Here is an 18,202-nt window from a genome sequence, read left to right as displayed (position 1 = left end):
CGGCATCGATCGCAAAGGAGACGTCCATGAGCAACGATCGACTCGCAGCGCTCGCCGCGGCGGGGGTGTCCATCTGGCTCGACGACCTGTCGCGCGAGCGCCTCAGCAGCGGCAACCTGGCCGGGCTGATCGACGACAAGCACGTCGTCGGCGTCACGACCAACCCGACGATCTTCGCCGGGGCGCTGGCCGACGGCGCCGCCTACGACGAGCAGGTACGTGAGCTCGCCGCGCGCGACGCCGACGTCGACGACGCGATCCGCGAGATCACCGTCGCCGACGTGCAGCAGGCGTGCGACGTGTTCTCCGGTACCTGGGAGCGCACCGGCGGCGTCGACGGCCGGGTGTCGCTGGAGGTGGACCCGCGCCTGGCGCACGACACCGAGCGGACCACCGCCCAGGCCCAGGACATCTGGAAGGCCGTCGACCGGCCCAACCTGCTGGTGAAGATCCCGGCCACCGAGGCGGGCCTGCCCGCCATCACCCGCGCGACCGCGGAGGGCATCAGCGTCAACGTCACGCTGATCTTCTCGGTGGAGCGGTACAAGGCCGTGATGGACGCCTACCTGACCGGTCTGGAGCGGGGCCTGGCGAACGGCCAGGAGCTGGCCCGGATCCACTCCGTCGGCTCGTTCTTCGTGTCCCGTGTGGACTCCGAGATCGACAAGCGGCTGGAGGGCATCGGCGGGGACGAGGCGCTCGGCCTGCGCGGGAAGGCCGCGGTCGCGAACTCGCGGCTGGCCTTCGCCGCGTACCGGGACGCGTTCTCCGGTGCCCGGTGGGAGGCGCTCGCGGCCGAGGGTGCGAACGCCCAGCGGCCGCTCTGGGCCTCCACCGGCGTCAAGAACCCGGACTACCCGGACACCCTCTACGTCTCCGAACTCGTGGTGGACAACACCGTCAACACCATGCCGGAGAAGACGCTGGAGGCCTTCGCCGACCACGGCGAGGTCGAGGGTGACCGGGTGACCGACACCGCCGGTGCCTCCCAGCAGGTCTTCACCGACCTGGAGGGCGTCGGCATCGACCTCGACGACGTCTTCCTGGCCCTGGAGAACGAGGGCGTCGAGAAGTTCGAGAAGTCCTGGACCGAGCTCCAGGACACCGTCCGCCAGCAGCTCGACGCCGCGAAGTAGTTGGCCGACATCACTCCCGGCGGCGACGGGGCCGAACTCGGCTCCGCCGCCGCCGGTGGTTCCGCCGCCGTCCCGGCCACTCCGCTGCGGGTGCTCCTGGACGGTGAGCCGTTCGCCGGTGCGGCGCGCCGGATCGCCGGCGAACTCGCCGGCGGCACGGTCGCCTCCCGGCTGGCCGACGGCGACCCCAGCGTCTGGGGACCGGCCGCGACCGGCCGGACCGGCTGGGTGGATCTCGCCCGCACGTCCCGGCCGGTGCTCGGCCAGATCGCCGCCCTGCGCGAGCGGTTCGCCGTCGCGGGCGCGCACCGGGTGCTGCTCGTCGGCACCCCGGACGCCGTCGCGGCGGCCCGGCTGTGCGCGGAGCTCGGGTCGGGCACCCCCCGGCTCACCGCACTCGACTCCGCGGACCCGGTCCAGATCGCCGAGGCCCTGTCCGGCGAGCTGACCGAGACGGTCCTCGTCGTCGCGGACCCCGCGGGTGACGACCCCGTGGTCGACGCCGTCCGGCGCGCCGTCACCGGCGTCCTCGCCGACGAGATCGGGCCGGACGAACTGGCCGCCCGCACCGTCCACCTGACCGAGCCCGGGTCACCGCTGGACCGGCCGACCCCCGGCGGTCCACTCGACGTCACGGTCGTCACCGTCGACGCCGACGTCCCCGGGCGGTTCGGCGCCCTCGGCCCGCTCGGCCTCGTGCCGGCCGGGCTGGCCGGGGCCGACGTCACCGATGTCCTGGCGGGGGCGGTCGCCACCGCCGACACGCTCGCCGCCGACGACCCGGACAACCCGGCCCTGCTCCTGGCCGGCGCGCTCGCCGCGGCCCGCGGCTCGGTGCTGGTGCTGCGCGACGAGGAGCGGGCCCCGGCCCGCACCGCCTGGCTGGCCCCGCTGCTGACGGCGGCCGGGCTGGTCGTGCTGCCCGCCGGTGTGGACACCGCCGACGGGGTGCCGGTCGACGCCGTCGACGTCCACGCCGCGGGGACCGGTGCGGTGCCCGTGGCGGGCGCCGGGGCCGTGCGGGCCGACGCCGGGCCCGGTGCGTCGGTCGTGCTGTGGCAGGCCGCGGCGGCGCTCGCCGCCCGGGTCCTGGGCACCGACCCGTTCGCCGCCGTACCCGCCCGGCCCGACGGGGGCCCGGACCCGGAGCCGCTGTTCGTCGACGACGGTGTCGCGGTGCACGCCGGCGACTGGCTCCCCCGCGACGTCGACACGGTCGCCGGTGCCCTCGACGCGCTCTGCGCCACCGCCGGGGCCGACGGGCATCTCGCGGTCTCCGCCTGGCTCGACCCCGAGTCCGACGCCTCGGTCGCGGTGCTGCGCGGGCCGCTGGCCACCCGCAGCGGGCTGCCGGTCGCGTTCGGCTGGGCGCCCGGGTGCCGCAGCGGTGACACCGGGGCGCCCGACCGGGCCGTGCACTGCCACCTCACCGGGGGCGGTCTCGACGGCGCCGGTGACCCCGGCGACGACACAGGTGATCCGTTCGGTGTGGATACCGCGCCGGAGCCGTCCGGACTGACTAGCCTGCACACGGCGCAGGCCCGTGCGGTCGCCTCCGACCAGCGGCGCCGGGGCCGGCCGGTGTTGCGGCTGCATCTCACCGACCGGCTCACCGGGCTGGTCACGCTGGCCCGCGCCGTCCAGGACTGACACCCAGGCGCACCCCTCACAGGAAGGCACGGAGCAGCGATGCCCACCGCGAACGGAAGCCAGGTCAACCCGCTGCGCGACCCCCGGGACAAGCGGCTCCCCCGGATCGCCGGCCCGTGCGGCCTGGTGATCTTCGGCGTGACCGGGGACCTGTCCCGCAAGAAGCTGATGCCGGCGATCTACGACCTGGCGAACAGAGGTCTGCTCCCACCGGGTTTCGCCCTCACCGGGTTCGCCCGCCGGGACTGGAAGGCCGAGGACTTCGGGCAGGTCGTGCACGATGCCGTCCGCCAGCACGCGCGGACCCCGTTCCGGCAGGAGGTCTGGGACCGCCTCGCCGAGGGGTTCCGCTTCGTGCAGGGCTCCTTCGACGACGACGCCGCGTTCGACGAGCTGGAGCGCACCGTCCGCGAGCTGGACGAGAAGCGCGGCACCGGCGGCAACCACGCGTTCTACCTGTCCGTCCCGCCGTCGGCGTTCCCCGTGGTCTGCAAGCAGCTCGCCCGCTCCGGGCTGTCCGCGCAGGAGGACCCGGACGTCTGGCGCCGGGTGGTGATCGAGAAGCCGTTCGGCCACGACCTGGCCTCGGCCCGTGAGCTCAACGCGATCGTCAACGACGTCTTCCCCGAGGACTCGGTGTTCCGCATCGACCACTACCTCGGCAAGGAGACGGTGCAGAACGTCCTGGCCCTGCGGTTCGCCAACCAGCTGTTCGAGCCGATCTGGAACGCGAACTACGTCGACCACGTGCAGATCACGATGGCCGAGGACATCGGGCTCGGCGGCCGGGCCGGCTACTACGACGGCATCGGCGCCGCCCGCGACGTCATCCAGAACCACCTGCTGCAGCTGCTCGCCTTCACCGCGATGGAGGAGCCGACGTCGTTCTCCTCCGACGAGCTGCGCGCCGAGAAGGTCAAGGTCCTCAAGGCCGTCCGGCTGGCCCAGCCGCTGGACGAGACGACCGCGCGCGGCCAGCACGAGGGCGGCTGGCAGGGCGGCGAGGAGGTCCCCGGGCTCAAGGAGGAGGAGGGCTTCAACCCCGAGTCCACCACCGAGACCTTCGCCGCCATCACCTGCGAGGTCGAGACCCGGCGGTGGGCCGGCGTGCCGTTCTACCTGCGCACCGGCAAGCGGCTCGGCCGGCGGGTCACCGAGATCGCGGTGGTGTTCAAGCGGGCCCCGCACCTGCCCTTCGACGAGACGATGACCGAGGAGCTGGGGCAGAACGCCCTGGTCATCCGGGTCCAGCCGGACGAGGGGGTGACGATGCGGTTCGGCTCCAAGGTGCCCGGCAACCAGATGGAGGTCCGCGACGTCACGATGGACTTCGGCTACGGCAACGCCTTCACCGAGTCCTCGCCCGAGGCCTACGAGCGCCTGATCCTCGACGTGCTGCTCGGCGAGCCCTCGCTGTTCCCCGTGAACGAGGAGGTCGAGCGGTCCTGGGAGATCCTCGACCCGGTGCTGGAGCACTGGTCGTCGCTCCCGCAGGGGCCGGACGGGTACCCCGCCGGTTCCTGGGGCCCGGACTCGTCCGCCGAGATGCTCGCCCGTACCGGCCGCCACTGGCGCCGGCCCTGACTCCGAGGAGCCGATCGAAATGATCATCGATCTTCCGTCGAGCAACACCTCGGCGGTCAACCGCAAGCTGGTCGAGCTGCGCGAGTCCGGCGGGGTGTTCGCGCTCGGCCGGGTGCTGACCCTCGTCGTCGTCACCGAGGACGGGCCCGACCTGGAACGCTCGATAGACGCCGCCAACGCGGCCAGCCGCGAGCACCCCTGCCGGGTGATCGTGCTGGCCAGGGGGCAGCGCAAGGCGTCCCCGCGGCTCGACGCCCAGATCCGGGTCGGCGGTGACGCCGGTGCGGCCGAGGTGATCGTCCTCCGCGGCTACGGCGCGCTCACCGCCGACGAGGCGGGGGCCGGCATGGTGATGCCGCTGTTGCTCCCGGACACCCCGGTCGTGGCCTGGTGGCCCGGCGAGGCGCCGTCGACGCCGTCGCAGGACGCCGTGGGCAAGCTCGCCCAGCGCCGGATCACCGACGCGCTCGCCTCCCGCAACCCGGGCAAGGCCCTGGACGCCCGCCGCCGGGACTACGCACCCGGCGACACCGACCTCACCTGGACCCGGCTCACGCACTGGCGGGCCCAGCTGGCCGCCGCGCTCGACGTGCCGCCGCACGAGGCGGTCACCGCGGCCCAGGTCGCCGGGGAGACGGTCTCGCCGTCCACCGAGCTGATCGCGGGCTGGCTCGCCGCGGCGCTCGGGGTCAAGGTGAAGCGTTCGCCCACGGACAAGGAGGCCGGGTTGTCGCTGGTCCGGCTCACCCGCGCCTCCGGCACGGTGGAACTGTCCCGCCCGGACGGGAAGACGGCCCGGCTGACCCAGCCCGGCCAGCCCGAGCGGCTGATCGCGCTGGCCCGCCGCGAGGTCTCCGACTGCCTGGCCGAGGAGCTCCGCCGGCTCGACCCGGACGAGGTCTACGCCGAGGCGCTGGCGGGCGTCTCCCAGGTCAGCCGCGGCCGTACCCCGGTCCGGGTGCAGGCATGACCGGGGACGTGCAGGTCGCCGTCCATCCCGGCCCGGACGCGCTCGCCGCGGCGGTGGCGGCGCGGTTGATCACGGCGCTGGTCGACGTCCAGGCGCGGGGCCGGGTCCCGCGGGTCGTCCTGACCGGTGGTGGCGTCGGGATCCAGCTGCTCCGCGACGTCGCCGCGTCCCCGGCCCGGGACGCCGTCGACTGGGGCTCGGTGGACGTCTTCTGGGGCGACGAGCGGTTCGTCGGCGCCGACGACGGCGACCGCAACGAGAAGCAGGCCCACGAGGCCCTGCTGGACCACGTGCCGCTCGACCCGGCCCGGGTGCACCCGATGCCGGCCGCCTCGGCCGACGGCGGCACCCGCGAGGAGGCCGAGGAGGCGGCGCGGGACCACGCCGCGGTCCTGGCCGGCCTGGCCGGCCCCGGAGAGGACGGCATCCCCGCCTTCGACGTGACCCTGGTCGGGATGGGCGAGGAGGGCCACACCCTCTCGGTGTTCCCGGACTCCCCCGCCGTGCACGAGCAGGCCGCGACCGTGGTCCCGGTGTTCGACTGCCCGAAGCCGCCGCCGACCCGCATCTCACTGACCCTCGCCGCCGCGCGGCGGTCCCGCGAGGTGTGGGTGGTCGCCGCCGGAACGGCGAAGGCACCGGCGGTGGCCGGCGCGCTGACCGGGACACCGGAGACCGAGCTGCCGGTCGCCGGGGCCCGCGGGACCGAGCGGACCCGGTGGCTCCTCGACGCCGACGCCGCCGCCCGGCTCCCGGAGGGTGTGCGGCCCGCCCGCTCCTGACCGCCGCACCCGCCCCGGCTCGCCGCACCCGCCGAGCCGGGGCCGGTACGCGCCGGCGGGGCGGGGCGGGTCCGGTCTAGGGAACCAGTGCGGCCAGTGCGGTGGCGCTGGGGCTGCCGGGTTCGGCGGTGTAGAGGTGCAGGCGGAGTCCGGTGCCCGGTACCTGGAGTATCTGCAGCTCCAGGTCGAGCGGGCCGAGCTCGGGATGGTCGAGCTGCTTGCGGACCGCCGGCGGGGGCCGGACGTCGTGGTCCCGCCAGGCGGCGGCGAACTCCGGCTCGTGCGCGGCGTAGGCGTTGACCAGCTCGCCCAGCCTGCGGTCGGCGCGGCGCCGGGCGCTCGACGCCCGTAGCTCCGCGGCGAGTGCACGGGCGAACCCGCCCGGTGCCGGCTCGGCGCAGAGCGTGCCGCCGAACCGGATCGACAGCGCGGTCACGTTGCGCTCCTCCGGCGCGAGCAGGGCGAAGTCGGTGATCAGCGCGACCGCGGCCCGGTTCCACGCCACGATGTCCTGGCGCTCGTCGACCAGGTACGCCGGCAGCGGGCCCAGGCGGTCGAGCAGCCGGCGCGCGTCGGCGGGCACCGGCGCCGGACCGCTGTCGGGCGCGAGCCCGGCGAGGCGCGCCAGATGTTCGATCTCCGGCGGGGTGAGCCGGAGCGCCTGGCCGAGTGCGGTCACGACCTGCGCGGACGGCCGGGGCGCACGGGCCTGCTCCAGCCGTTCGTAGTAGCTCACCGACACCCCGGAGCGCTCGGCGACCTCCTCCCGGCGCAGCCCAGGGGTGCGCCGACGGGGCCGCGCCGGCCCGCCGTCGGGGCGCAGAGCCTCCCGCCTCCGGCGCAGGAAGTCCGCCAGTTCCACCCTGCTCACGCTCCCAGGGTGGCACGGCGTCGCGGCCGGAGCCACGGACCGGTGGTCCGGGGCTCGCCGGTCCGTTCCGCCGCCCGGACGTCGCGCACAGGCTGGTACCCATGACACGAACCCCCGAGGAGACGCTCCGCCACCTGCTGGACCGCCTGCTCGCCAAGGACATGGACGCGGTCGCCGACCTGTGGGCACCCGACGGGACCGCGGAGTTCCCCTTCGCCGTCGGTGCCTCGCCGCGACGGCTGGACGGGCGTGAGGCCGTCCGCGGCTACCTGGCCGGCTACCCGGACCACTACGACGTGCGGTCCGTCCCGGCCGTCACCGTGCACACCACCGGCGATCCCGCCACGATCGTGGTGGAGCTCACCGCCGAGGGCAGGACGGTCGCCACCGGCGCGGCCTACCGCATCGACTACGTCACGGTGCTGACCGTCGAGGACGGTCTGATCACCCGCTTCCGCGACCACTGGAGCCCGGTCGCGGCGGCCGCGGCGGCCGGCACGCTGCCCGAGCCGGTCGGCCGGTGGGCGGCCGCCCGATGACCGGCGTCCTCGTCACCGGCGGCACCGGGAAGACCGGGCGGGTGCTCGCCGCGACGCTGCGCGCCGGGGGCGTCCCGGTCCGGGTGGCCAGCCGGCACCCGGACCCCGGCGCCGGTGGCGGTGCAGACGCCGATGCCGTCGTGTTCGACTGGGACGATCCGGCCACCCACCGCGCCGCGCTCGCCGGGACGGACCGGGTGTATCTCGTCGCGCCCCCGCTCGAGGTCGATCCGCTGGTCCGGGTGGCGCCGTTCCTCGACGAGGCCGACCGGCAGGGCGTCCGGAAGGTGGTGTTCCTGGGCTCGGCGATCGAGTTCCCCGGTGCGCCCGGCATGCTGGAGCTCGCCGACCGGGTACGGAACCGGCCGGGTGGGGTGGTGCTGCTGCCGTCCGCGTTCATGCAGAACTTCCTGCGCCCGCACCCGATGGCCGTGCGGATCAGGGCCGACGGCGAGATCCGGACCGCCGCCGGTACCGGTGGCGTCGGGTGGATCGACGCGGCGGACATCGCCGCGTCGGCGGCCGCGCTGCTGTCCGACCCGGCACCCGATCCGCACGACGAGTACCTGCTCACCGGTCCGCGGGCGCTGAGCTACCACGATGCGGCCGCGATCGTCACCGCCGGGACCGGCCGCCCGGTCCGGGTGGTCGACGTCGAGGTCGCCGAGGTGGCCGCGGCCAACCGGGCCGCCGGGCTGCCGCCCGCGTTCGCCGAGAGCCTCGCCGCCGTCGAGATCGGTATCCGGGCCCACGGCGACGAGCGGATCAGCACGTCGGTCCTGGAGCTGACCGGGCGTGCGCCGCGCAGTTTCGAGGACTTCGTCCGCCGGCACGCGGACGAGTGGGCGCCGTGACCGGTACGCCCGGTTCGACGGATCGGCCTCGCGACCATCGGCCGGTGTCGTTCTTGCGTGATCAACCGGTTCGCGAGTGGAACTCCTCCTCATTCGTGTCCCGGTGCCCGTGCACCCGTTGCGCGGCAACGCCAGGCGTTTGATTCGTCGTGCACGACCCAGTCGATCGGTCTGGTGGTCGGACCGATCGGACGACAAGGGGACGTGTGCTCCGCTCCCCCGGATGCCGCGTGCGCTCGTGATCGCACGACGACCGGCGTGGAGCCGAGGGCCGGTGTCGAGCAGACGTCCGCGAGCAGGCCGCCGCGGCTGCATGGGGAGAGCGCGTGAACGGCAACGTCGGAGTCGACCACTCCCGGGGTACGGCGGCCACCCGTGCCCGGCCACCGGAGGTCGACCCGGTCGTTCCCGCTCTCCCGCCGGGTGCGGCACCCGTGCCCGCCGGGCGCCCCGTCCGGCTGCGACGGGTCCGGGCGGCCCTCAAGCACCCCGGGCTGAGCCCCTACGTCCGGCTCGGCGCGGCCGTCGCCACCGTGAACGTGGTGCTCGCCGTCGTGCTCGGCCCGTCGTGGGCCGGTGCCGGGGCGGTCCGGGTGGCGGCCGCGACCTCCGACCTCGCCCTCGTCAACCTGGCGCTCGCCGTCCTGATGCGCCAGCGGCTGGTGGTGAACGCGCTGTTCCGCACCATGCTGCGGATCCCGCGGAGCTGGCCGTACACGGTGCGCTGGTCGGCGGGCAAGGTGTCGCACTTCGGCGGCGTTCACGTCGGGGCCGCGAGCTCGGGCGTCGGCTGGCACGTCGTCTCCACGGTCGCCCTGTTCGTCGCGGTGGCGCACGGTACGGCGCCGGCCCCCGCCGCCGTCCTGCCGGGGATGATCGCCGTGGCCCTGGTCGCGGTGGTCGCCTGCGCCGTGCGTCCGGTCCGGGAGCGGTGGCACGACCTGTTCGAGCGCACCCACCGCTGGCTCGGGTGGGGACTGCTGATCCTGATGGTCGGCAACACCGCGGTCGTCACCTGGGCCGTGGCGGGCGGGTCGCTGCTCGCCGTGCTGGGTGCCTGGCAGGTGTGGGTCGTCGCCGTGGTCGTGCTGAGTGCGGCGTGGCCGTGGACGACGCTGCGGCGCGTCCCGATCACCACGGAGCGGCTGTCGTCGCACGCGATCTCGGTCCGGTTCCCGCAGGACCGCTGGACGCCGCTGGGCTCGTTCGTCTCGTTCAGCCGGTCCCCGCTCACCGAGTGGCACTCCTTCGCCATCATCGGGCCCGGCGACTCCGGTGAGGGCCGGGTCGTGGTCTCCCGCGCCGGGGACTGGACCGGGGCGTTCATCGAGTCCCCGCCGACGCACCTCTGGCTCAAGGGACGCCCGACCGCCGGGATGGGATCGGCGTCGTCGCTGTTCGACCGGGTCCTGTTCGTCGCCACCGGCAGCGGGATCGGGCCGCTGTTCAGCGTCATGGAGCTGCGCGAGCTGCCGTTCCGGCTGCTGTGGGTGACCCGCGACCCGGTCGCGACCTACGGCGCGGAGTTCGTCGAGCACGTGCGCCGGATCGATCCCGGCGCGGTGGTGTGGGACACCACCCGCGACGGCAAGCCCGACACACTGGCCCTGACCCGCCGGCTGCAGCTCGACTTCGACGCCCACGCCGTGGTCTGCGTGTCCAACAAGAAGCTGACCTGGGCGGTCGTCGGCGGGATGGAACGGCAGGGCGTCGCCGCCTACGGGGCGATCTTCGACTCGTGAGTCACGGCTGCACCCCGGACGCCGCGAGCCCCAGCAGCGCCGTCGTCAGTGACAGCCGGACCGCCGGGTCCCGCACGTCGCGGCCCAGCGCCGCGGACAGCCGGTCCACCCGCGCGTAGGCCGCGGCCCGGCTGACCCCGGCCCGCTCGGCGAACGCGGTCACCACGCCGTCCGCGCCGGTGTAGGCGCGGGCATCGGCCAGCAGTCCGGCCCGGCGCCGGGTCGGCAGCCGCAGCAGCGGCCCCAGCTCGCCGTCTACGTAGGACAGCAGCCGGTCGTCGTCCCGCAGGTCCCACAGCAGACCCCGGACACCGAGGTCACCGGCCCGCCACGGCCGGTGCGCCGCCGGGTCGGGCCCGGCGGCCGCGGCACGGGCGACCCGGGTCACCTCGGTGACAACCTCCGGCAGCTCGTGCGCCGTGGCGGCGGACCCGGCGGCGACCGTCGCGGCGTCCGGTGCCACGGCGCCGAGCACGGCGTCGACGGCGGTGGCACCGGCGAGGACGACCAGCACGCCGTCGGCACCCCGCCCGGCGAGCACCGGCGACCGGACCGCATCGACCGCCGTCCGCAGGGCCGCGGTCGCGGCCGGTCCGGCCACGAGGACCAGCACGGCCAGCGGGCCGTCGGGGATCCCGCAGGCGCGCAGCCGGGCGGCGAGATCCGCGCGCCGGGCCGGCGGGCAGTCGAGCAGGTCGGCGAGCACCCGGTCCTGCGAGGCCCGCTCCGGTCCGGCGTGCAGCAGAGCGGCGACCGTGACGGCGTCACCCGCGTGGTCGAGGACCATCCGGACCGCGGCGTCGTCCTGGGCCCGCAGCGGGACGACCAGGCGCCCCCACCGGCGGTCCGGCCGCCCCACCGGCACCGACGCCCAGCCCTCGGCACCCGCCCCCTGCGGCGGGGCGCCGGTCGGGGTCCGCCGGGACCGCGCCGTCCAGTCGCGCAGCACGTCGGCCGCCCCGCCCCCGGCGAGCTCCAGGACCCGGTGCGCGGCGTCCTCCAGCACCACCGGCAGCCCCAGCAGGGTCGCCGCCTCCCCCACGATCCGGCCGGGCCCGGCGCCCTGCACCGACAGCCCGCGGAACACCCCGGCCACCCGGTCGGCGAACTTCAGGCGGCCGTACTGCTCGGTCACGACCCGGGCGTGCACCGCCTCGGTGACCTCCAGGAACCGCACCGTGCGGCGCAGCTCCACCAGCGGGAGGTCCAGCGCGCGGGCGGCCTGCACCCAGTCCGCGGGCAGCGACCGCAGGTGCTGGCCCAGCTCGATGACCAGCGCCACCGCCCCGGCCGCGCGCAACGCGCCGAGGTAGGCCGACGGCGCCACCGACGGGTCACCGGCCGGCACCCCGATCGACAGCACGAGGACCCCGCTCGCGAGCGTGCCCGCCGGATCGCGCTGCTCGCTGACGTGCACCCAGCGCACGGGCTCCCCCAGCCCGGACCGCCCCGCCCGCACGGCCGGACGCCCGGCCCGGACCGCGGGCAGGTCGAGGATCTCGGCGACCGTCGGATACACGGACGCAGGATGGCAGAGAACCCGGACGGATCGTCGGATCCGCAACGGATTCCGGACGGATCGGAGGGTGTCGGGCGGGCCTGTCGGTCGTGACACTGCTCGCATGACCGGTGGCACGCTGCAGCAGACCGACGTCGAGACGCTCACCCACTGGGTCGGCGGGTCCGGGCTCGCCGGGACCTCGGGGCGGTTCGCCGAGGTCACCGACCCCGCGACCGGCGCGGTGACGGCCACGGTGCCGATGGCCTCGGCCGAGGACGCCGACCGGGCCGTCGCCGCCGCCCGGTCGGCGTTCCCCGCCTGGCGGGACACCTCGCTGGCCCGGCGCACCCGGGTGCTCTTCCGGTTCCGGGAGCTGCTCGACGCCCGCGCCGGCGAGCTGGCCGCGATCATCACCGCCGAGCACGGCAAGGTGCTCGCCGACGCCGCCGGCGAGGTCGCCCGCGGCCAGGAGGTCGTCGAGTTCGCCTGCGGCGCGCCGCACCTGCTCAAGGGCTCGGCCACCGAGAACGCCTCGACCGGCGTCGACGTCACGTCGCTGCGACAGCCGCTGGGCGTCGTCGGGGTCATCAGCCCGTTCAACTTCCCGGCCATGGTGCCGATGTGGTTCTTCCCCATCGCCATCGCCGCCGGCAACTGCGTCGTGCTCAAGCCGTCGGAGAAGGTGCCGTCGGCGGCGCTGTGGATCGCCCGGCTGTGGGCCGAGGCCGGGCTGCCGGACGGCGTGTTCACCGTGCTGCACGGCGACCGGACCGCCGTCGACGCCCTGCTGACCCACCCGGACGTCGCCGCGGTCTCCTTCGTCGGGTCGACCGCGGTCGCCCGGCACGTCTACGAGACCGGGACCGCGCACGGCAAGCGGGTGCAGGCGCTCGGTGGCGCGAAGAACCACATGGTCGTGCTGCCGGACGCCGACCTCGACGTGGTCGCCGACCAGGCGGTCAACGCCGGGTTCGGGTCCGCGGGTGAGCGGTGCATGGCCGTCTCGGCACTCGTGGCCGTGGGCGGCGTCGCCGACGCGCTGGTCGAGCGGATCGCCGCGCGGGCCACGGCGCTGCGGACCGGCGACGGCCGCCGCTCCTGCGACATGGGCCCGCTGGTCAGTGCGGCCGCCCGGGACCGGGTCACCGGCTACGTCGAGGCCGGTGTCGCCGACGGCGCGACGCTCGTGGTCGACGGGCGCAGCACCCCCGTCGACGCCGACGGTGCCGGGTTCTTCGTGGGCCCGACCCTGTTCGACCACGTCACCACCGACATGTCGATCTACACCGACGAGATCTTCGGCCCGGTCCTGTCGGTGCTGCGCGTGGACACCTACGACGAGGCCCTCGCGCTGGTGAACGCGAACCCCTACGGCAACGGCACGGCGATCTTCACCAACGACGGCGGCGCCGCGCGCCGGTTCCGCACCGAGGTCGAGGTGGGGATGGTCGGCATCAACGTGCCCGTCCCGGTGCCGGCCGCGTACTACTCCTTCGGCGGGTGGAAGGGCTCGCTGTTCGGCGACACCCACGCCCACGGGGCGGAGGGGTTCCACTTCTTCACCCGCGGCAAGGTCGTGACCAGCCGCTGGGCCGATCCGGCCGCCCGGGGCGGCACCGGGGGCACCGGCGTCGATCTCGGCTTCCCGCGCAACGTCTGACACCCGAGGACAGGAGCGACCATGACCACGCTGGACGACGACCGGACCGCACCGACGGCGCACACGACCTCGGCCTCCGACGCCGCGGCGCGCCACCTCTGGATGCACTTCGCCCGGATGGGCGGCCGGGGCCCGGACAACCCCGTCCCGGTGATCACCCGCGGCGAGGGCGTCCACGTCTGGGACGACCGGGGCCGCCGGATCATCGACGGCCTCTCCGGACTGTTCGTGGTCCAGGCCGGGCACGGCCGGCGCGAGCTGGCCGAGGTCGCGGCCCGCCAGGCGTCGGAACTCGCCTACTTCCCGGTCTGGGGGTACGCGACCCGCCCGGCCGCCGAGCTGGCCGAGCGGCTCGCGCACCTCGCACCGGGCGACCTGAACCGGGTCTTCTTCACCTCCGGCGGCGGCGAGGCCGTGGAGAGCGCCTGGAAGGTCGCCAAGCAGTACTTCCGCCTGCGCGGCAAGCCGGGCAAGCACAAGGTGATCAGCCGGGCCACCGCCTACCACGGCACCACCCACGGTGCGCTGGCCATCACCGGCCTGCCCGCGATGAAGAAGGACTTCGAGCCGCTGGCCCCCGGCGGGTTCCGGGTCCCGAACACCAACCGCTACCGCAACCCCGCCTTCGACGGCGACGACGAGGCCTTCGGCCGCTGGGCGGCGGACCGGATCGAGGAGGCGATCCTGTTCGAGGGGGCGGACACGGTCGCCGCCGTCGTCCTGGAGCCGGTACAGAACTCCGGCGGCTGCCTCACGCCGCCGCCCGGCTACTTCGCCCGGGTCCGGGAGATCTGCGACGCCCACGACGTGCTGCTCGTCTCCGACGAGGTCATCTGCGCCTTCGGCCGGCACGGGCACGTGTTCGCCTGCGAGAAGTTCGGGTACGTGCCGGACCTGATCACCTGTGCGAAGGGCATGACGTCGGGGTACGGCCCGCTGGGCGCGCTGATCGCCTCCGACCGGGTGATGGAGCCGTTCCTGGCCCCCGGCGTCACCTTCCCGCACGGCTACACCTGGGGCGGGCACCCGGTGTCGGCGGCGGTCGCGCTGGCGAACCTGGACCTGCTCGAACGCGACGGCCTCTACTCCCGGGTGCTCGGCCACCAGGAGGCGTTCGGCGCCACCCTGGACCGGCTGCGCGATCTCCCGATCGTCGGCGACGTCCGCGGGGACGGCTACTTCTGGGCGATCGAGCTGGTCCGCGACGCCGCGACGAAGGAGCGGTTCGACCCGCAGGAGCGGGAACGGCTGGTCCGCGGGTTCCTGCCCGGGGCGCTGCTGGACAACGGCCTCTACTGCCGTCCGGACGACCGCGGCGACGTCGTCATCCAGCTCGCCCCGCCGATGGTGGCCGGGCAGGCCGAGTTCGACGAGATGGAGGCGATCCTGCGCGCGACGCTGACCGAGGCGATGGCCTCGGTGGTGTGAGGCCCGGTCAGGAGGAGCGCAGCTGCTCCCGGGTGGGGATCGGCGTGGCGGTGAAGACGTGCCCCGGGTCGTAGCGCTCCTTCACCGCGACCAGCCGGGACGCGTGCGCGCCGTAGGCCCGCCCGATCTGCTCGTGCCGGTCCGGGCCGAGGAAGTTGGGGTAGCCGCCGGGCAGGGCGTGCGGGGCGACGGCCGCGTCCGTGGCCTCGGCCCACGCGCGGTACGGCGCGGGATCGTCGTCCGGCCCGTGCCCGGCGGAGATCTCCAGCGCGACGTGCGCGGTGCGCGTGCCGAAGGCGGTGTCGTCGGCGCCGACCCGGGTGGCCGCCCCGTGGAACTGCCGCAACCCGATCCCCGCGCCCGGGCCCGGCCGCGCGGCGGCGGACGCGAGCACGGCGTCGATCACCGCGGGGGTGAGCGCCGCGACGGAACGGGTGCGGATCTGCCAGTGCATGCCGTCCGGGACGGCCGCGTCGAACCCGGCCAGCAGCTGCGCCTGGGTGGCGGACGCGACACCGCTGGTCAGCGGGGTGCCGAGCCGCTCGACGCGGGCGAGCGCGGCGTCGGCCCCCGATGCCGGGCCCGACCACACCGGGACGGCGAGCAGGCACGGCCCGACGTCCGGCACCACAGTCATCTCGATGAGCAGGGTCAGCCCGTCGGGCGCGTCCGCGACCAGCTCGGCGTAGCGGGTCAGCACCGAGGCCGCCTCGGACCACGGGAACAGGACCATGCCACCGACGAGCCCGCGGTCCTCGTGCAACCGCACGCGCAGGCCGGTCACGACGCCGAAGTTGCCGCCACCGCCGCGCAGCGCCCACAGCAGCTCGGGATCGTCGTCGGTCGAGACGACCGTGCCGTCGGCGAGGACGACCTCGGCGCCGAGCAGGTTGTCCGCCGCCAGCCCGGCGGTGCCGAGCAGCGGGCCGTATCCCCCGCCCATGGACAGCCCGGCCATGCCGACCACCCCGGCGGTACCGGTCGCCACGACGTACCCACCCGCCGCCGCGGCGGCCACCACGTCGGCCGACCTGCTGCCGCCACCGGCGGTCGCCACGTCCCCCGCGACCTGCACCGCGCGCAGCTCACCGAGGTCGAGCACCAAGCCGCCGTCGTTGAGCGCACGCCCGGCCCAGTCGTGTCCACCGCCGCGTACCGACAGCCCCACCCCGGCCTGCGTGGCCGCGACCACGGCCGCCGACACCTCCGCGGTGCTGCGCGGGCGGACGACCACCGCCGGCCGCGTGCGCACCGCGCCGTTCCAGAGACGGGTCGCGGTGGCGAACCCGTCGTCGCCGGGCCGCAGGACACGGTCGTCGCCCCACTGCGCGGCGAGCCGCTGCGCCACGTCCTGCACCGGTGTCATCGTCCACCCTCCTGCCGATCGGAGGGCAGAGCACACCGCTTGACGTAGCGGCACACTCAAGCCGATGTGACCGCCGCCATGATCGCCACGACGCCCGGTCGCGGGCCGCTCAGCTCGGGGCGGGCTCGCCGTCCGCAGCCGGCGCGTCCCGGAGTGCGGGCGCGGCGACCGGGCGGCCCGGCACGCCGTCGTGCGGACGACGCGGACCGCCGGACCGGGCCGAGCGACGGCCGAGCAGGGTCTGCACGGCGGCCGCCGTCGAGGGGTAGCAGGCCGTCGACGACAGCGCGGTGCGGCCGCGCAGCGGCAGCATGGTGAACCGGGAGCTGCACCCGGCCAGCGCGACCGGGACCGGCAGGAACCGCAGGCCGGCGCAGAGCTGCTCGGTGGCCGCCGGGTCGTAGGCGGACACGTTGGTGACGTCGAGGACGATGTGGTCCAGCTCGCGGCCGGTCTTGCACTGCGAGTCCAGGAACCGCAGCACCAGCGCCGCGGACGCCCCGTCCAGCTCACCGGCCACGTCCACGACGCGGACACGGTCGGCCGGGCGGCGGGCGGACAGTTGGACGCTTCGGGCTGGCATGAGGATCTCCTCGCACACGATCGGCTCTTCCCCCGTTCAGTAGCCGCTGGGGCGGTGATCACCCCCCCGGGGGGAACTTGATCGATACCGGAGGTGCGTGGCGCCGGCCACACCACCGGGTTCAGGACTCGGTGAGATCCCGATCGGGCAGCGGCCCGACCAGCGCGAACGCTTCGAGGTAGGGCTCGACGTCGCCGCGTTCGACCCAGGACCGCAGCTGGTCGGCGGAGCGCCGGGTGACCAGCGCCCTGGCCAGCTCGAAGTCCGTCGTGCGGAGCACGAGGGCGGCGTCGGACTCGGACCCGGCGGACACCCAGCGCCAGCCGTCGCCGACCAGTGCGACCGGGCCCCGGTCACCGAGGCGGCCGGCCAGGCGCCCCGCGAACCGCTCCCGGACCGCGTGCAGCCCCGCGGTGTGCTGCGCACCCGGCTCGCCGAGCGCGCCACGGAGGTCCTGCTCGTGGATGATCACGTCGCCCAGCGGGCGGGTGGTGTGTGCGGCCATCCAGGTCCGCAGCGGGCCGGTCAGCGACTCCCACTCGGCCACCAGCGTCGCGACGTCGTCGTCCGCGCGCCGCTCGATCTGCCGGGCGGTCCACTCCTCGTTGTGGTCGTCCGGCTCGTCACCGCGGACGACGTCCGCCCCCAGGCCGACCATGTGCGAGAGCAGGTCGCGGACCGTCCAGTCCGGGCACGCCGGGACCGCCAGCCCGGAGCGCTCCGGAGGCAGGTCCCGCACCAGGTCGATCACCCGGCGCTGGGCCCGGGTCCACTCCTCGATCTCGTCGATGCCGCTCACGACGGAATCCCACCACGGGTCCGGACCGCGCGCAGGGCGTCACCTCCGGGCGTTTCGCCTGGACCGCGGGCGGACACACCGGGGATCATCGGCGTCGACACCGTCAGCAGCACCGCCCGGCCGCGTCACGGTCCGGGCGGTCGGGGGAAGGACCAGCGTGAGCAGCCCACCGCCGTACCCGGGGCAGTCCGGGAACCCGCAGGACCCGAACCAGCAGAGCCGGCCCGAACAGCCCACCGAGCAGTACGGCCAGCAGTACGGGCAGTACGCCCAGCAGCCGGGCGGCTATCCGGACCGGCCGCAGTACGACCCGCAGGGGTACCCGGGCGGGTACGGCGGGCACCAGCCGCCACCGCCCGCCCCCCGCAACGGGGTCGGCATCGCGGCCCTCGTGCTCGGCATCCTGGCCGTGCTCAGCTTCTGGCTGGTCGTCGGCGGCGTGCTCGGCCTGATCGCGATCGGGCTGGGCATCCTCGGGATCGTCCGGGCGGGCAAGGGCATCGCCTCCAACCGCGGGGTGGCGATCACCGGTCTCATCCTCGGCATCGTCGGCGTGCTCGCCACCGTGGCCTACGTGGTGTTCGTGACCAGTCTGTTCACCAGCCTCGGCGGCGGCGACCTCGTGCAGTGCATCCAGTCCTCGGACGGCAGCCAGTCGGCGATGGAGCAGTGCCAGCGCGACTTCGAGGACCGGCTGATGCAGGAGAGCGACCGCCTCGGCGGCTGAGACCGGGCAC

The 18,202-nt window shown here is 75.1% G+C and carries 16 protein-coding genes; 11 read left to right on the top strand and 5 right to left on the bottom strand.

Going from position 1 to position 18,202, the window contains the following annotated elements:
• Nucleotides 1-26: 26 nt before the first annotated feature.
• The 5 genes from tal to pgl are packed head-to-tail and all read left to right on the top strand — an operon-like array spanning nucleotide 27 to nucleotide 6,122.
• Entirely contained in the window at nucleotides 27-1,136 is a 1,110-nt protein-coding gene (gene tal / locus AFB00_RS24930) for a transaldolase (protein WP_068799209.1), read from the top strand.
• Complete coding sequence (locus AFB00_RS24925) at nucleotides 1,137-2,786, top strand: hypothetical protein (protein ID WP_068799208.1); 1,650 nt, start codon at nucleotides 1,137-1,139, stop codon at nucleotides 2,784-2,786.
• A gap of 39 nt (nucleotides 2,787-2,825) precedes the next feature.
• Nucleotides 2,826-4,370: a glucose-6-phosphate dehydrogenase gene (zwf, locus tag AFB00_RS24920; protein ID WP_068799207.1), complete on the top strand. Its 1,545-nt coding sequence runs from the start codon at nucleotides 2,826-2,828 to the stop codon at nucleotides 4,368-4,370.
• A 19-nt stretch (nucleotides 4,371-4,389) separates the two neighbouring features.
• A complete protein-coding gene (opcA, locus tag AFB00_RS24915; protein ID WP_068799206.1) occupies nucleotides 4,390-5,340 on the top strand; it encodes a glucose-6-phosphate dehydrogenase assembly protein OpcA in 951 nt (316 codons plus the stop codon).
• Complete coding sequence (gene pgl / locus AFB00_RS24910; RefSeq protein WP_068799205.1) at nucleotides 5,337-6,122, top strand: 6-phosphogluconolactonase; 786 nt, start codon at nucleotides 5,337-5,339, stop codon at nucleotides 6,120-6,122. The genes opcA and pgl overlap by 4 nt, the downstream gene beginning before the upstream one ends.
• A gap of 76 nt (nucleotides 6,123-6,198) precedes the next feature.
• On the opposite strand, the gene AFB00_RS24905 is transcribed toward pgl, so the two are convergent.
• Nucleotides 6,199-6,993: a helix-turn-helix transcriptional regulator gene (locus tag AFB00_RS24905; protein ID WP_068799204.1), complete on the bottom strand. Its 795-nt coding sequence runs from the start codon at nucleotides 6,991-6,993 to the stop codon at nucleotides 6,199-6,201.
• A gap of 101 nt (nucleotides 6,994-7,094) precedes the next feature.
• On the opposite strand from AFB00_RS24905, the gene AFB00_RS24900 reads away from it, so the two are divergent.
• The 3 genes from AFB00_RS24900 to AFB00_RS24890 all read left to right on the top strand — a co-directional run bounded on the left by AFB00_RS24900 (nucleotide 7,095) and on the right by AFB00_RS24890 (nucleotide 10,128).
• The gene (locus AFB00_RS24900; RefSeq protein WP_068799203.1) at nucleotides 7,095-7,532 is read left to right on the top strand and encodes a nuclear transport factor 2 family protein; all 438 of its coding nucleotides are present in this window, start codon (nucleotides 7,095-7,097) and stop codon (nucleotides 7,530-7,532) included.
• Nucleotides 7,529-8,386, top strand: a complete 858-nt coding sequence (locus tag AFB00_RS24895) for an NAD(P)H-binding protein (RefSeq protein WP_068800631.1) — start codon at nucleotides 7,529-7,531, stop codon at nucleotides 8,384-8,386. The genes AFB00_RS24900 and AFB00_RS24895 overlap by 4 nt, the downstream gene beginning before the upstream one ends.
• 326 nt (nucleotides 8,387-8,712) lie before the next feature.
• On the top strand, nucleotides 8,713-10,128 hold the full coding sequence (locus AFB00_RS24890) for a hypothetical protein (RefSeq protein ID WP_083275806.1): 1,416 nt from the start codon (nucleotides 8,713-8,715) through the stop codon (nucleotides 10,126-10,128).
• Nucleotide 10,129: 1 nt separating this feature from the next.
• On the opposite strand, the gene AFB00_RS24885 is transcribed toward AFB00_RS24890, so the two are convergent.
• Nucleotides 10,130-11,647: a PucR family transcriptional regulator gene (locus tag AFB00_RS24885; RefSeq protein ID WP_068799202.1), complete on the bottom strand. Its 1,518-nt coding sequence runs from the start codon at nucleotides 11,645-11,647 to the stop codon at nucleotides 10,130-10,132.
• 103 nt (nucleotides 11,648-11,750) lie between these two features.
• Here AFB00_RS24885 and AFB00_RS24880 point away from each other — a divergent pair, with 103 nt between their 5' ends.
• Entirely contained in the window at nucleotides 11,751-13,289 is a 1,539-nt protein-coding gene (locus AFB00_RS24880) for a CoA-acylating methylmalonate-semialdehyde dehydrogenase (protein WP_083275805.1), read from the top strand.
• A 21-nt stretch (nucleotides 13,290-13,310) separates the two neighbouring features.
• Nucleotides 13,311-14,717 (top strand): aspartate aminotransferase family protein, encoded by a 1,407-nt coding sequence (locus AFB00_RS24875; RefSeq protein WP_068799201.1) that lies wholly within the window; start codon nucleotides 13,311-13,313, stop codon nucleotides 14,715-14,717.
• A gap of 7 nt (nucleotides 14,718-14,724) precedes the next feature.
• On the opposite strand, the gene AFB00_RS24870 is transcribed toward AFB00_RS24875, so the two are convergent.
• The 3 genes from AFB00_RS24870 to AFB00_RS24860 all read right to left on the bottom strand — a co-directional run bounded on the left by AFB00_RS24870 (nucleotide 14,725) and on the right by AFB00_RS24860 (nucleotide 17,465).
• Complete coding sequence (locus tag AFB00_RS24870) at nucleotides 14,725-16,083, bottom strand: FAD-binding oxidoreductase (protein ID WP_068799200.1); 1,359 nt, start codon at nucleotides 16,081-16,083, stop codon at nucleotides 14,725-14,727.
• A gap of 109 nt (nucleotides 16,084-16,192) precedes the next feature.
• Nucleotides 16,193-16,666, bottom strand: coding sequence for an STAS domain-containing protein (locus tag AFB00_RS24865; protein WP_156819715.1), 474 nt, complete (start codon nucleotides 16,664-16,666; stop codon nucleotides 16,193-16,195).
• A 121-nt stretch (nucleotides 16,667-16,787) separates the two neighbouring features.
• A complete protein-coding gene (locus AFB00_RS24860; protein WP_068799198.1) occupies nucleotides 16,788-17,465 on the bottom strand; it encodes a maleylpyruvate isomerase family mycothiol-dependent enzyme in 678 nt (225 codons plus the stop codon).
• A gap of 157 nt (nucleotides 17,466-17,622) precedes the next feature.
• Between AFB00_RS24860 and AFB00_RS24855 the strand changes: the two genes are divergently transcribed.
• Entirely contained in the window at nucleotides 17,623-18,192 is a 570-nt protein-coding gene (locus tag AFB00_RS24855; RefSeq protein ID WP_068799197.1) for a DUF4190 domain-containing protein, read from the top strand.
• Nucleotides 18,193-18,202 lie beyond the last annotated feature (10 nt).

The organism is Pseudonocardia sp. HH130630-07 (assembly GCF_001698125.1).
Classification (GTDB): Bacteria; Actinomycetota; Actinomycetes; order Mycobacteriales; family Pseudonocardiaceae; genus Pseudonocardia.
The sequence above is the reverse complement of the archived record's forward strand: the minus strand, read 5'-3'. Positions and strand labels throughout refer to the sequence as shown.